At 35.1% G+C, this 14,643-nt stretch carries 11 protein-coding genes; 6 read left to right on the forward strand and 5 right to left on the reverse strand.

Translation table 11 applies throughout. The annotated features are described in order from the left end of the window. Positions 1–6: 6 nt before the first annotated feature. Together ACR9EA_RS02550 and purH are read right to left on the reverse strand one after the other, a co-directional pair. Positions 7–1,035 (reverse strand): rod shape-determining protein, encoded by a 1,029-nt coding sequence (locus ACR9EA_RS02550; protein ID WP_435049130.1) that lies wholly within the window; start codon positions 1,033–1,035, stop codon positions 7–9. A gap of 54 nt (positions 1,036–1,089) precedes the next feature. Continuing rightward, positions 1,090–2,622: a bifunctional phosphoribosylaminoimidazolecarboxamide formyltransferase/IMP cyclohydrolase gene (gene purH, locus ACR9EA_RS02555; RefSeq protein ID WP_435137095.1), complete on the reverse strand. Its 1,533-nt coding sequence runs from the start codon at positions 2,620–2,622 to the stop codon at positions 1,090–1,092. A gap of 153 nt (positions 2,623–2,775) precedes the next feature. Between purH and ACR9EA_RS02560 the strand changes: the two genes are divergently transcribed. Continuing rightward, positions 2,776–4,026: an ABC transporter permease gene (locus ACR9EA_RS02560; protein WP_435137098.1), complete on the forward strand. Its 1,251-nt coding sequence runs from the start codon at positions 2,776–2,778 to the stop codon at positions 4,024–4,026. On the opposite strand, the gene ACR9EA_RS02565 is transcribed toward ACR9EA_RS02560, so the two are convergent. Continuing rightward, positions 4,027–4,482, reverse strand: coding sequence for a GAF domain-containing protein (locus tag ACR9EA_RS02565; protein ID WP_435137101.1), 456 nt, complete (start codon positions 4,480–4,482; stop codon positions 4,027–4,029). An 89-nt stretch (positions 4,483–4,571) separates the two neighbouring features. On the opposite strand from ACR9EA_RS02565, the gene xrtF reads away from it, so the two are divergent. The 4 genes from xrtF to ACR9EA_RS02585 all read left to right on the forward strand — a co-directional run bounded on the left by xrtF (position 4,572) and on the right by ACR9EA_RS02585 (position 10,256). Continuing rightward, positions 4,572–5,129, forward strand: coding sequence for an exosortase family protein XrtF (gene xrtF, locus ACR9EA_RS02570; RefSeq protein WP_435139802.1), 558 nt, complete (start codon positions 4,572–4,574; stop codon positions 5,127–5,129). Next, positions 5,122–5,556, forward strand: a complete 435-nt coding sequence (locus tag ACR9EA_RS02575; protein ID WP_435139804.1) for an exosortase F system-associated membrane protein — start codon at positions 5,122–5,124, stop codon at positions 5,554–5,556. The genes xrtF and ACR9EA_RS02575 overlap by 8 nt, the downstream gene beginning before the upstream one ends. A 194-nt stretch (positions 5,557–5,750) precedes the next feature. Next, positions 5,751–8,912, forward strand: a complete 3,162-nt coding sequence (locus ACR9EA_RS02580; protein ID WP_435137104.1) for a fibronectin type III domain-containing protein — start codon at positions 5,751–5,753, stop codon at positions 8,910–8,912. Between the two features lie 15 nt (positions 8,913–8,927). Further along, a complete protein-coding gene (locus tag ACR9EA_RS02585) occupies positions 8,928–10,256 on the forward strand; it encodes a CoF synthetase (protein WP_435137107.1) in 1,329 nt (442 codons plus the stop codon). A 59-nt stretch (positions 10,257–10,315) separates the two neighbouring features. Here the strand turns inward: ACR9EA_RS02585 and ACR9EA_RS02590 are convergent, their stop codons facing one another. Next, the gene (locus ACR9EA_RS02590) at positions 10,316–10,999 is read right to left on the reverse strand and encodes a LytR/AlgR family response regulator transcription factor (protein ID WP_435137110.1); all 684 of its coding nucleotides are present in this window, start codon (positions 10,997–10,999) and stop codon (positions 10,316–10,318) included. After that, positions 10,999–12,054, reverse strand: coding sequence for a sensor histidine kinase (locus tag ACR9EA_RS02595; protein ID WP_435137113.1), 1,056 nt, complete (start codon positions 12,052–12,054; stop codon positions 10,999–11,001). Before ACR9EA_RS02595 ends, ACR9EA_RS02590 begins: the two co-directional genes overlap by 1 nt. A 204-nt stretch (positions 12,055–12,258) precedes the next feature. Between ACR9EA_RS02595 and ACR9EA_RS02600 the strand changes: the two genes are divergently transcribed. Then, positions 12,259–14,640 (forward strand): TonB-dependent receptor, encoded by a 2,382-nt coding sequence (locus ACR9EA_RS02600; protein WP_435137116.1) that lies wholly within the window; start codon positions 12,259–12,261, stop codon positions 14,638–14,640. The last annotated feature ends 3 nt before the right edge of the window (positions 14,641–14,643 follow it).

Below are 14,643 nucleotides of genomic sequence, written 5' to 3' on the forward strand. Positions count from 1 at the left end.
TTATGTTTATTTTATCAATACACTTTTAAATTTAGGTAAACCTTTAAGTGTAATTCCTGTACCTCTAACCACGGCACGTAAGGGATCTTCGGCAATATAAACCGGCAGATCTGTTTTTTGAGATAAACGTTTATCTAAACCGCGTAGCATAGAGCCGCCGCCCGCCAAATAAATACCTGTATTGTAAATGTCGGCAGCCAATTCTGGTGGTGTTTGCGATAAGGTTTCCATTACGGCATCTTCAATTCTAAGAATAGATTTGTCGAGTGCTTTTGCAATTTCACGATACGAAATTTGTACCTGTTTAGGCTTACCTGTAAGTAGGTCGCGCCCTTGAACACTCATATCGTCTGGCGGAATTTCTAAGTCTTCTGTAGCTGCGCCAATCTGAATTTTAATTTTTTCGGCTGTGCGTTCTCCAACGTATAAGTTATGTTGTGTACGCATGTAGTAAATAATGTCGTTTGTAAAGACATCTCCTGCAATTTTAACCGATTTATCGCAAACTATACCGCCTAAGGCAATAACTGCAATTTCGGTAGTGCCACCACCTATATCTACAATCATATTTCCTTTAGGTTGCATAATATCTACACCAATACCTATGGCCGCAGCCATAGGTTCGTGTATTAAATAAACTTCTTTGCCATTTACGCGCTCGCACGATTCTTTAACTGCTCGCATTTCTACTTCGGTAATTCCAGAAGGAATACAAACTACCATGCGTAGGGCAGGGGTAAACATTTTCTTTTTTAACGCAGGAATATTTTTTATAAACATGCTAATCATTTGCTCCGAAGCATCAAAATCTGCAATTACACCGTCTTTTAACGGTCTAATGGTTTTTATGTTTTCGTGCGTTTTTCCTTGCATCATACTGGCTTCCTTACCAACAGCAATAATCTTACCGCTAATTCTATCGCGAGCAACAATAGAAGGGCTGTCTACAACAACTTTGTCGTTGTGAATAATAAGTGTGTTAGCTGTACCTAAGTCTATAGCTATTTCTTCGGTAAGGAAATCAAAAAATCCCATGCGTTAATGTCTTTTTGTTCTTGTTAAAAATCGGTAAACGTAAATGTAATAAAATTAATGTTTAAAATGACGTGTACCTGTAAATACCATGGCCACATCGTTTTCATTACAATAATCGATACTTAATTGATCTTTTATAGAACCTCCTGGCTGTATTACGGCTGTAATACCAGCATTGTTTGCTATTTCTACACAATCTGGGAAAGGGAAAAAGGCGTCGCTGGCCATTACCGATCCTTTTAAATCGAAATTAAAAGACTGTGCTTTATGGATAGCTTGATTAAGAGCGTCTACACGACTTGTTTGCCCAGTACCGCTAGCTAATAACTGATTGTTTTTTGCTAAAACGATAGTGTTAGATTTTGTGTGTTTACAGATCTTTGAAGCAAAGATTAAATCGTTTAACTCGCTTTCTGTAGGTTTATTGTTTGTAGCTTCAGATAAATCTTCTAAAGCATCTGTTATATTGTCTTTATCTTGAACTAAAACTCCGTTTAAACAAGTTCTTACGTTTGTTTTAGGTAATTCGATATCGTGAAGTACTAATATAATTCTGTTTTTCTTTCCTTTTAAAAGCTCTAAAGCCTCGTCGCTGTAGCTAGGAGCAATTACCACTTCGCAAAACAAATTGTGAATGTCTTCGGCAGTATCTAAATCAATTGGCGTATTAGAAATTAAAACACCTCCAAAAGCAGAAACAGGGTCGCCTGCTAAGGCATCGGCATAAGCTTCTTTTAAAGTGGCTCTTTGCGCAACACCACAGGCATTGTTGTGTTTTAAAATAGCAAAAGTGGGCGCACCTCCTTTAAATTCGTTCATTAAATTAACAGCAGCATCTACATCTAAAAGGTTGTTGTAGCTTAATTCTTTGCCGTTAAGTTTTGTAAATAAACTGTCGAAATCGCCAAAGAAAAATCCCTTTTGGTGCGGGTTTTCTCCGTAACGTAATACCTGACCTTTTTGTTCGCTTAATTTTAAAACAGTTTCTTCATTATTTTGATTGAAATAATTGAATATAGCCGAATCGTAATGCGAAGACACATTAAAAGATTTTCTAGCAAAATGCTTTCTTTGTTCTAACGTTAAAGTGCCTTTTTGCTCGGTAATGAGGTCTAAAAATTCGCTGTAGTCGTTCATAGAAGAAATACAAACTACATCGGCATAATTTTTAGCAGCAGCACGAATTAACGAAATACCACCAATATCGATTTTTTCTATAATATCTTGTTCGCTAGCGCCAGAAGCAACTGTTTTTTCGAACGGATATAAATCAACAATCACTAAATCGATTTGAGGGATTTCAAACTCTGCTAATTCAGAACGGTCTTGCTCGTTGTTTTGACGGTTTAAGATACCTCCAAATACTTTAGGGTGTAAGGTTTTTACACGGCCACCTAATATAGAAGGGTACGATGTAATATCTTCTACAGGTACAACATCTACGCCTAAATCGTTAATGAACGCTTGGGTGCCTCCTGTAGAGTAAATAGTTACACCTTGTTCGTTTAACGTTTTAATAATAGGCTCTAAACCATCTTTACTAAATACCGAAATTAATGCAGATTTAATTGTTTTTTCGTTACTCATTACTGTTGTGTTATATTCAAGGTGCAAAAGTAAGTATTTAGAATAAAATTTTTATAGTTTACAAAGGCTTTTGTTTTTATTTTTTTTGTAACGAAACTCTAATTAAAACGTCCTATCTTTAAATTTTGAAATTAAAACTAAAAGTACCGCTAAATGATATTGTATTTAAGACTTTTTAAAGAAAGTTTTGCCTTTGCTTTAAACGCATTACGCAATAATAAATTGCGAACGTTTTTATCGTTATTAGGGGTAACTATAGGTATTTTTTCTATTATAGCTGTGCTTGCAGCTGTAGACTCTTTAGATAAGAGTATAAAAGACCAACTCTCGGGGTTGGATTTAAATACCATTTATTTAACCAAGTTTTCTTTCGGGCCAACTAATGTGCCAAAATGGCAACGAGATAATTTCCCGCAGACCGAGCACGACGACTACGAATTTGTAAATAGAAATGTGCCAGATATTGAAGCTAGCGCGTATGTGATTTTTGGAAGTTCTGAAACTATTAAATACCAAAGTAATACCATTGCCAATGTAAATGTGGTGCCAGCATCGAATGGTATTTATGTTATAGAAGATTTGAAGATTGGCGACGGTCGGTTTTATACAGAATCGGAGTCGGTAACAGGAGCTCCTGTAATTGTAATCGGAGCTAAATTGGCCGAAAATTTATTCGATAATCAAGAGCCAATCGGAAAACAAGTGCGTATTTATGGGCGTAAAGTAACGGTTATTGGTGTGCTTAAAAAAGTAGGATCTTCGCTTTTTGATTCGCCAGATGAAAAAGCATTCTTGCCTTCAAATTTTGTTCGGCAATTTACGACTGGAGGAACAGATGGAATTCCTGGAGCAGTAATGATTAAACCAAAAAAAGGTGTAGATATTGATGCGTTTGAAGAGGTGTTGAAACAGAAATTTAGAATTTATAGAGGGCTTAAAGCCGACGAACCCGATAACTTTTTTGTTAATAAATTATCTGGCATGACCGATGCAATAGATAGTATTATTGGAGGCTTAAATATTGCGGGTTGGATTATTAGTGGTTTTTCGCTTTTAGTGGGCGGTTTTGGAATTGCCAATATTATGTTTGTAAGTGTTAAAGAGCGCACCAACCTTATCGGTATTCAAAAATCGTTGGGTGCTAAAAATAGATTTATTCTTTTTCAGTTTTTATTCGAAGCGATTATTTTAGCTGTTATTGGCGGGGTTATTGGTTTAACCTTAGTTTGGATTGTAGCCCTGATAGCCTCCCAAATGGTCGATAATTTTGAGTTTGTATTATCGTTTTGGAATATGTTTTTAGGATTTTCGTTATCGACACTAATTGGATTGATTTCAGGCGTTTTGCCTGCGATTTCGGCATCAAAATTAGATCCTGTTGAAGCGATTAGAACAGGAATGTAATTACAGGATTTCGGAAACTTTTTCGCAAACAAATTCTAAAAAACGTTCGTCTTCTTCTGTAAACGGATCTGGAGTGTTGGAATCAATATCTATTTGTCCAATATTTTCACCATTAACAAAAATAGGAATTACTATTTCTGCTTTAACTGTAATGCTACAAGCAATGTAATTGTCTTGTGCAGCAACATCTGGAACTACAAAATTTTTATTGCTAACAGCAACTTGACCGCAAATCCCTTTGCCAAAAGGAATAATCGTGTGGTCTGTAGGTGCGCCAACATAAGGCCCTAATTTGAGTTCGTTTTTATCGCCGTTTTTAAAATAAAATCCTACCCAATTATAATATGGAATATGTTGTTCTAAGAGCTCGCAAATGCTTAGTAAACGTTCTTCGACAGAATTTTGGGTATTACTAGTTATCGTGTTTATTTGCGGTTTTAATTCGGAAAACGTCATAGGTGAATTTTTTCGCAAAAGTATTTAAAAATGTACTATTAATGCGCTTCATTTTATATAAATTTAACATCTTTTAATTCTTAAGTAGTCTGAAAGCATTACTATTAAAATATAAGTTGGTTTTAAAGTTTATAGTAACCTTTTTAGGTGTCTATACAATACTGTCTATACTTTATGGATGGTATTTAAATTGGTCGAAAACCAGTGTTTTTCATCCCGATTTTATTACTTATTATGTGGCCAAACATACGGAAGCCGTTTTGTCGTTTTTAGGCTTACCTGCATTTATAGAAACCGTCGACAATGAAGCTTGGGTAAGATTGTACTATAATAATACGTATGTTGTTAGGATTATTGAGGGGTGCAATGCTGTAAGTGTTATTATATTGTTCGTAGCTTTTGTTATTGCATTTTCATCATCTTTTATGCGCACAGTTTTGTTTTTAGCTTTTGGTGGTTTTTTAATTTATGTGGCTAATGTGTTGCGTATTGCGTTATTAACTATTGGGTTATATCATTATCCGAACTATGAGCATGTGTTGCATGGCGTTGTATTTCCGTTGTTTATTTACGGAATGGTATTTTTGTTGTGGGTGATATGGGTAAATCGCATTCAAGATTTTAAAACCTTGAATGAAAATGGATAGGGTGAAACGATATAGCATTGCTGCATTATGTTTACTAGGGCTTGTAATAGTTCGCATGTTCGAAAGCAAGCTTTTTTACGATCCGTTTATTGAATTTTTTAAAAATGATTATTTGTTTTTAGATGCTCCAAAATTTGAAACTTTTAAGTTACTATTGTTCACTGGTTTTAGATATCTGTTAAATACAATACTTTCTTTAGGGATTATTTTTGCGTTTTTTAAAGATGTCGAAATTTTAAAGTTTTCAGGGGTTGTTTACAGTTTCGCTTTTGTGTTGTTATTAGGCTTATTTTGGTATTTAATCAGTGATGCCAAACAAGAGCAGTATTTAATGCTTTTTAATGTTAGGCGCTTTTTAATTCAACCCATACTATTGCTACTGTTATTGCCTGCATTCTATTACCAAAGGTTGCGGAAAACAGTTTAGATTTACTTAGTAATAAATTACTTACTTGGCGATGGGTTTGGCGATTTTATATGCAGAATGAGGTTTTTTTTATGATATTAAAAAAATAAGATTTATTTTCAATATGTTGTTTTAATAATGTCTTAATAAAACGACTCCCATAGGTACTGGATAATAGCAAAAAATAATTAAGAAAAATTAATTTATAAATTGCTATGAAATATTTTTACCTCTTTGTTTTATTTTTTCAAACTGCGGTACTTTTTTCCCAAAATTTACACACTCATTCTAATGCCGCATCTGGCGATAATGAGTCTAATTCTGTGTTAGGTTGGAATTCAAATGCTAATTTGACATCTAGTGGTATAAATCCTCAAAGTGGTAATTTTTCTTTACGTGTAGCAGCAACTGGTCAAAATTCTCGTGATATGAATTATACTTTTAACGCAGTTGTTGGAGAACAGTACATTGTAAGTATTTGGGCAAGAGGAGGGGAGTCTAGTTTTCAGCCAGCCTTTGCAAATTGGACAGGGGTACAAGGTTTCAATACTACACTTATTTCAGGAACCAATTGGACGGAGTATACATGGACTTTAATAGCTACAAATTCAAATCCTTTAATTAGAGTTTATGCAGCGCCTTATAGTGGTTGGCAAGTTGGGCATGAAGTTTTTATAGATAATGTTAGTATAACAATTTTAGATGCAGAAGCTCCAAGTGTTCCAACGGGCTTGTTGGCTTCGAACCTCGGGACAACGGGCTTGGATTTAAGTTGGACAGCTTCAACAGATAATTTAGGGGTTAGCGATTATGAAGTATTTCAGAATGGCGTAAGTTTAGGATTAACAGGCGGATTAACGAGTTATACAGTTTCAGGTTTAACGCCATCCACGACCTATAGTTTTACGGTTCGCGCTTTGGATGGTTCAGGGAATATGTCCTTGCAGAGTGTCGCTTTAGAGGCAACGACCCTAAGTCCAGCCGATACAGAGGCTCCAAGCATTCCAACGGGTTTATTGGTTTCGAACCTCGGGACAACAGGCTTGGATTTAAGTTGGACGGCCTCAACGGATAATGTAGGTGTTAGCGATTATGAAGTATTTCAGAACGGAGTAAGTTTAGGATTAACAGGCGGATTAACGAGTTATACAGTTTCAGGTTTAACACCATCCACAACTTATAGTTTCACAGTTCGCGCTTTGGATGGTTCGGGAAATATGTCCTTGCAGAGTGTCGCTTTAGAGGCAACGACCCTAAGCCCAGCTGATACAGAGGCTCCAAGCATTCCGACGGGCTTGTTGGCTTCGAACCTCGGGACAACGGGCTTGGATTTAAGTTGGGCAGCTTCAACGGATAATGTAGGTGTTAGCGATTATGAAGTATTTCAGAATGGTGTGAGTTTAGGATTAACAGGCGGATTAACGAGTTATACAGTTTCAGGTTTAACACCATCCACAACTTATAGTTTCACAGTTCGCGCTTTGGATGGTTCGGGAAATATGTCCTTGCAGAGTGTTGCTTTAGAGGCAACGACCCTAAGCCCAGCCGATACAGAGTCTCCAAGCATTCCAACGGGTTTATTGGTTTCGAACCTCGGGACAACAGGTTTGGATTTAAGTTGGGCGGCCTCAGCAGATAATGTAGGAGTCAGCGATTATGAAGTTTTTCAGAACGGAGTTAGTTTAGGGGTAACGGGCGGATTAACGAATTATACAGTTTCAGGTTTAACGCCATCCACAACCTATAGTTTTACAGTTCGCGCTTTGGATGGTTCAGAAAATATGTCCTTACAGAGTGTCGCTTTAGAGGTAACGACCCTAAGCCCTGCCGATACAGAAGCTCCAAGTGTTCCAACGGGCTTGTTGGCTTCGAACCTCGGGACAACTGGCTTGGATTTAAGTTGGACGGCCTCAACGGATAATGTAGGGGTCAGCGATTATGAAGTGTTTCAGAGCGGTGTGAGTTTAGGATTAACAGGCGGATTAACAAGTTATACAGTTTCAGGTTTAACGCCATCCACAACCTATAGTTTTACAGTTCGTGCTTTGGATGGTTCAGGGAATATGTCCTTGCAAAGTGATGCTTTCGAGGCAACGACCCTAAGCCCAGCCGATACAGAAGCTCCAAGCATTCCGACGGGCTTGTTGGCTTCGAACCTCGGGACAACGGGCTTGGATTTAAGTTGGACAGCTTCAACGGATAATGTAGGTGTTAGCGATTATGAAGTATTTCAGAATGGCGTGAGTTTAGGATTAACAGGCGGATTAACGAGTTATACAGTTTCAGGTTTAACCCCATCCACAACTTATAGTTTCACGGTTCGCGCTTTGGATGGTTCAGGGAATATGTCCTTGCAGAGTGTCGCTTTAGAGGCAACGACCCTAAGCCCTGCCGATACAGAAGCTCCAAGTGTTCCAACGGGCTTGTTGGCTTCGAACCTCGGGACAACAGGCTTGGATTTAAGTTGGACGGCCTCAACGGATAATGTAGGTGTTAGCGATTATGAAGTATTTCAGAATGGCGTAAGTTTAGGATTAACAGGCGGATTAACGAGTTATACAGTATCAGGTTTAACGCCATCCTCAACTTATAGTTTCACGGTTCGTGCTTTGGATGGTTCTGGGAATATGTCCTTACAGAGTGTCGCTTTAGAGGCAACGACCCTAAGCCCAGCCGATACAGAGTCTCCAAGTGTTCCAACGGGCTTGTTGGCTTCGAACCTCGGGACAACAGGCTTGGATTTAAGTTGGACGGCCTCAACGGATAATGTAGGTGTTAGCGATTATGAAGTATTTCAGAATGGCGTAAGTTTAGGATTAACAGGCGGATTAACGAGTTATACAGTATCAGGTTTAACGCCATCCTCAACTTATAGTTTCACGGTTCGTGCTTTGGATGGTTCTGGGAATATGTCCTTACAGAGTGTTGCTTTAGAAGCAACGACTCTAAATGAGGAGGTTAATTATACAGATCAGAATGCTAACAGGTTAGATGTAGATTGGTATTCTAACCATACGTTTGTAAATGGTAATCTAGGTATAGGTACTTTAAATACGTCTAATTACAGATTAGCTGTCGCTGGAGGTGTAGTTGCTGAGGAAATTAACGTCGCTCTGCAAACTTCTTGGCCAGATTATGTGTTTGAAAAGGGATACGATTTACCAACATTAAAGGATGTTGAATTGTTTATTCGTAAATATGGGCATTTGCCAAATGTACCGAGTGCGAATGAAGTTAAAGCGAATGGAATTGATCTCGCTAAAATGAATGTTGTTCTTCTTGAAAAAATTGAAGAAATGACTTTATATATTCTGCAAATGGAAAAAAGGGTGTCTGAATTAGAACAACAAATAGATGTTAAAACAAAAGGGGATTAAAAACTGGCAACTGTAATGGTAAATTCTATAAGGAGATTTTTGTTTTGGTCTTTTGACTATGTAAAGGGTAACAAAGTAAATGCACATTACAAGGAAATTAACTATATACTTGAAAATCTTAATACTCTAAAATCTAAAGAGATGCAAGAGCGTAATTTAGAGCGATTGTTACAGCATGCCATAAAAACGACTCCTTATTACAGAGAAGATGTAGATTCTTTAAAAATTTCAGATTTTCCAATACTAAATAAAAACAAGATTGTAGAGCAATATGATAAATTTAAATCAGAGGAGTATTTAGATCAGAAAAATTTTTCAGCATATACTAGTGGGTCTACAGGTACTCCATTTAAGGTGTATCATAACCTTAATAAAAAACACAGGAATTTAGCCGATGTAATCTATTTTTCTAAGCTGTCGGGTTTTCAACTAGGAGACAAATTGTTTTATTTAAGACATTGGGATCAGTACAATAGCAAAACTAGGTTTCAGGCATGGAAACAGAATATTTATATGCACCCTGTTTCTAAACTTGAAGAACATGATGTTAAAATGTTTTTAAATGAAATACATAAAACCAAATCAGGAAAGGGAATTTTAGCATATGCATCATCTTTAAACGAAATTAGAGATTATATTTTAAAATATAATTTACAGCCTCAAAAAAATAGTGGTATTAATTCTGTTATTGGCATGGCGGAGGCTTTAAACGGCAAGACAAAAACTGTTTTACAAGAATATTTTGGAGTTAATGTGGTGTCTAGATATTCAAACGTTGAAAATGGAATTATAGCGCAACAGGTAGGTGAAAACTCTGATTTCCATATTAATTGGGCAAGCTATTATGTGGAAATTTTAAAGCTTGATAGAGACGAGCCAGTCTCTGAAGGCGAATTGGGGAGAATAGTGGTAACAGATTTGTTTAATTACGCTATGCCTATGATTAGGTATGATACTGGAGATATTGGTTTGTTGGGTTATGAAAATAAGAATTCAAAACAATATCCAGTGCTTAAAAAAATTGAAGGTAGAAAGTTGGATATGATTTTTGATTCGGAAGGGAAACATATTTCTTCGTATGCCGTTTACCATATTTTAAAATATCCGAATATAAAACAGTATCAATTTATTCAGGAAGACGAAATACATTATACTTTTAAATTAAATGTCAATCCTGAATTTAATTCTGAAACACAAATAAGACAAGAGTTTCAAGAAATTTTAGGAAGCAGGGCAATCATTAATATTTTATATGTTGATGAAATTCCATTGTTATCTTCAGGTAAGCGAAAATTTGTTATAAATAAATGTAGTAATAGTACAAAAGTTCTTCAAGAATCGTAGTTTCTTTTAGCCATTAGAATATTTTTATAAACTATAGAAAACAACGAAAGTTTATAAACTTAATGTTCTGAAAATTTATCTGTGAAATTTTTCTTATAAGCTCTGCCAATAGGTAAGATGTGGTTTTTTGATAAAAAAATCTTGTTTGCAGAAATTTTTGACAAATGTTTCATGTTAATAATGTAAGATTTGTGAATCTGACAAAAATAATGATCTAATTTCTCCAACCATTGTTTTAGTGTGTCTGAACTTAAGTATACCTTATGTTGCGTGTAAATTTCTGTATAATCGCCATCGGAAGTGATAAAAATAATATCGTTGCAATTTAGTTTAAAAAGTTCGTGTCCAGTTTTTACGTAAACAGTATCCTCATTTTTAGATGATAAATTGTTCTCTAATTCTAAAATTTTATTAATAGCTTTCTTAAAACGGTCAAATGCAAATGGTTTTAATAGATAGTCAATAACATGGTGCTCGTAACTTTCTAATGCAAATTCAGAAAATGCTGTTGTCATGATTATGTAAGGCTGATTTTTTAAATCGTTTAAAAATTCCATACCCGATATTTTTGGCAGATTGATATCTAAAAAAATAACATCTACTGTTTCGTGTTTTAAATATTCCAAAGCGCTTACGGCATCTGGAAACGTATTTTTTAATTCCAATTCCGGAATATCAGAAATGTATTTTTTTAAAATTCTTTGCGCTGGGGGTTGGTCTTCTATGATGATACAATTTAGCATTAACGATCTTGTTTCAGGTTTATAGATAATTCAACTTTATAAATGTTATTTGTCATTTCAATATTTAAATCATGCTTTTTCGGGTACAATAACATAAGGCGTTTCTTAACATTTTCTAACCCAATACCACTTTCTAGATTGCTTTTTTTGTTAGAAACGATGTAATTGTTTTTGCAAGAAAATTTTAATACTCCCTGTTCAGATGTCTTAACGTTTATGGTGATGTGTATATTATCAGACTGGTTAGAGGTGCTGTGCTTAAAAGCATTTTCTATAAAAACCATCAAAATTAGTGGGGCAATTTTTAATTTACTGTTCTCGAAAGTATCGGTTTTAAATTGAATGTTGCCACGATGTTCTATTTGCAGTTTATAGAGTTCGGTGAAATTTTTTAAATGGGATATTTCTTTTTCTAAAGACACGTAATTTTCTTTACAGTCATACAGCATGTAGCGTAATACAGATGATAATTCTATAATAATAGAGGGTGTTTTAGGTGAGTTTTCTATGGCATGGGAATACAGGTTGTTAAGATTGTTAAATAAAAAGTGCGGGTTAATTTGCGATTTTAAGAATTGTAATTCACTGTCTTTAACCAAGTTTTTTAGCTGCTTAACTTCCCGTTGTTTTTTATGAAAATTCCAAACAAACTTAAATAGAATAATAGTAATAATTACAGGTTGGGTTTCTATTAAAGTAGGTATAACACCGGGAAAATATGTGCCTCGAGTTGTCGGAAAATATATTTTTTCTAGTATAAATTCATCTACTATTATAACAACACCTTCTATAATTATTAAGCCGATTGTAAAAAATAAGATGTCCTTTTTTACATACAGTTTAGGTAAAAGTACATAACTAATTAGCCATGCACCAATGGCATAGTTTAAAAAAAACGGAATTTTATAAGGTATAGCGGTTATGTTGCTTTGTGTATAATAATTGGCGTTTTCTTGATTGTACGAATACACTAAAAATAATAGTACGGTTACTATAGTTTGAAAAATTAACTCGTCGTAATTGTTTTTTAAGAAAGAAGTTATCTTTTGAAGCATTAAATACTAGAATTTAGCAATCAAAAATATAACTTTCTTTTAGTTAAAAGCTATTCTTTAACTAATCTTCATAGCTATTTCAGTTGTCGTTTGCGGTGCTAAAAATGTCGTTCACAGATTTGAATTTTTTTACCAATATATATTTCTCACATTTGTTGTTTATATTTAGTCTAAATAATGATTCGGATTTTATCAGTTTTTTTCATGCTGTGTTTTTCAATGGTTAAAGCACAAAACAGCAATGGTAGTATAGAAGGAATAGTTAAAAATGTTAATAATGAACCTTTATTTGGTATTACAATTATTTTAGAAAATACGAACAAAGGTGCCGCAAGTAGTTTTGATGGAGGGTATATAATTAATGAAGTTATTCCTGGTAATTATGTTTTAAAAATTTCTGGGATAGGTTATAAGTCACAAGCAATTGAAATTTCGGTAACGGCAAATATTACGATTACTAAAAATATTATTTTATTAGAAGATACTTCGCAATTAAACCAAGTTGTAGTTAACGGAAAATCTAAGGCTTTAAAAATAGAGGAAAAAGGATTTAGTGTTGATGTTATAGAAACTCAACAAATAAAATCGCAAAATTTAGATATAAATAAGGTTTTAGATCGCGCTCCAGGAGTTCGTGTAAGGCGTACAGGAGGTATAGGTTCAGATTACGATTATTCATTAAATGGTATGTCTGGCAATGCTATTCGCTTTTTTATAGATGGCGTTCCTATGGATTATTATGGTTCGTCTTATTCCATAAACAATATACCCATTGCACTTATAGAACGTATTGATGTTTATAAAGGTGTGGTTCCTGTAGATTTGGGGTCTGATGCTTTAGGTGGTGCTATTAATTTGGTTACTAATCAAGACGTGTCCAACTTTGCAGCAGCGTCGTATTCATTCGGGTCTTTTAATACTCATCAAGCTGCATTACATGGCCAATGGCGAACCAATTCTGGATTCACAACCAAATTGTCTGCATTTTATACTTATTCAGATAATAATTATAAAGTCTGGGGAGAAGGGGTGTTTTACGGCGACGAAAATACCGGGCGAACTATTTATTTTACTAAAGACAATCCAGCTGAACGCTTTAACGACGATTTTAAAACGGCTACCGCCAAGTTCGATATTGGATTTACCCAAAAAACATGGGCCGATCAGTTTTTTATTACCATGTTAGCTTCAGATCAAAAACAAGGGGTGCAAACTGGGCAAACTATGGGGCATGTTTATGGCGAAATGCGTAATAACGAACAGGTACTTATGCCTAGTGTTACCTATCAGAAAAAAGATTTAATAACAGAAGGTTTAGATGTAAATGTCTTTGCAGGATATTCTTATATGGAAGGTACAACTATAGATACAACAACTAATCGTTACGATTGGAGAGGGAAAGTAATAGGTTACAATCCTTCTGGTGGCGAAAGGGGGCGTGGCGGTAGCAAAGCGCTCTATACTTTAACGGACAATGCTTTAATAACTAGAGCAAATATTGGTTATCAATTATCAACTAATTTTAAGTTGGGTTTTAATTATTTGTATTCTAGTACCAAGCGTACCGGAGAAGATCCTTTTGCAGCCGACTATGAAATTCCGTTTTTAGAGCCTCAAAAAGTAGCATCTCAATTTGCGGGTATTTGGTTAGAAACTAAACAATTTGACGAACGACTTCACGCAAATGTGTTTTTAAAGCATTACGGTTTCGATTCATCAATAAACGAATTGGTTTACAACACCGAATACGAAACTATAGTGCACGAAAATACTGTAGGTAATTGGGGTGGAGGTATTGCTGCTTCGTATTTGTTAAACTCTCAATTTTTAATAAAAACATCAATAGAACAAGCAACTAGGTTGCCTAGTGCAACAGAAGCTTTAGGCGATGGTGTTACCATTACGAGTAATCCTAATATAAAGCCTGAAGAGAGTTTTAATGCTAATTTAGGTGTGGTTTTAGGGCGTTATCGTCTGGGCGAACAGCATGGGGTAAAAGTAGGTTTAAATACATTTTATAGAGATGTATCGGATATTTTACAACTTGATATTCAAGGCGGACAAGAAATTGGATCTTTTCAGAATATAAGAAAGATTACTGGTGCAGGAGTCGAGTTAGATGTAGTTTACGATTTCTTTCAGCACTTTAAATTAAACTTAAATGGAACTTATCAAGATTTAAGAAACAATCAAAAAACCGATGAATATGGCCGAGATAACATTCTTTATGGTGATCGCCTAAGAAACACCCCTTATTTTATGATGAATGCCAGTTTAGATTATAAGACAGAAGACTTTATTCAAAAAAACAGTAAGTTTTTTGCATATGTAAGCTCGGGTTACGTTCATGAATTTTACTTAAGATGGCCTAGTTTGGGAGATTCTTCTACAAAAAGTATAGTGCCTACGCAATTAACTTTCGATACGGGTATTGGATATACTTTTCCGTCAGAGAAGTTTGTTGTGGCGGTAGATGTTTCCAACATATTTAACGAACAGGTTTACGACAATTTTTTATTACAAAAACCAGGAAGGGCAATTTTCCTGAAAATTAATTATCAAATAACTCAAAAATCAATTTTTTAAACT

This window comes from Formosa sp. A9, from assembly GCF_051200825.1.
Taxonomy (GTDB): domain Bacteria; phylum Bacteroidota; class Bacteroidia; order Flavobacteriales; family Flavobacteriaceae; genus Formosa.

Coding starts and splice junctions, on each gene's coding strand:
- ACR9EA_RS02550 (WP_435049130.1), bottom strand. CDS start 1,035: ATGGGATTTTTTGATTTCCTTACCGAAGAAATAGCTATAGACTTAGGT.
- purH (WP_435137095.1), bottom strand. CDS start 2,622: ATGAGTAACGAAAAAACAATTAAATCTGCATTAATTTCGGTATTTAGT.
- ACR9EA_RS02560 (WP_435137098.1), top strand. CDS start 2,776: ATGATATTGTATTTAAGACTTTTTAAAGAAAGTTTTGCCTTTGCTTTA.
- ACR9EA_RS02565 (WP_435137101.1), bottom strand. CDS start 4,482: ATGACGTTTTCCGAATTAAAACCGCAAATAAACACGATAACTAGTAAT.
- ACR9EA_RS02575 (WP_435139804.1), top strand. CDS start 5,122: ATGGATAGGGTGAAACGATATAGCATTGCTGCATTATGTTTACTAGGG.
- ACR9EA_RS02580 (WP_435137104.1), top strand. CDS start 5,751: ATGAAATATTTTTACCTCTTTGTTTTATTTTTTCAAACTGCGGTACTT.
- ACR9EA_RS02585 (WP_435137107.1), top strand. CDS start 8,928: ATGGTAAATTCTATAAGGAGATTTTTGTTTTGGTCTTTTGACTATGTA.
- ACR9EA_RS02590 (WP_435137110.1), bottom strand. CDS start 10,999: ATGCTAAATTGTATCATCATAGAAGACCAACCCCCAGCGCAAAGAATT.
- ACR9EA_RS02595 (WP_435137113.1), bottom strand. CDS start 12,054: ATGCTTCAAAAGATAACTTCTTTCTTAAAAAACAATTACGACGAGTTA.
- ACR9EA_RS02600 (WP_435137116.1), top strand. CDS start 12,259: ATGCTGTGTTTTTCAATGGTTAAAGCACAAAACAGCAATGGTAGTATA.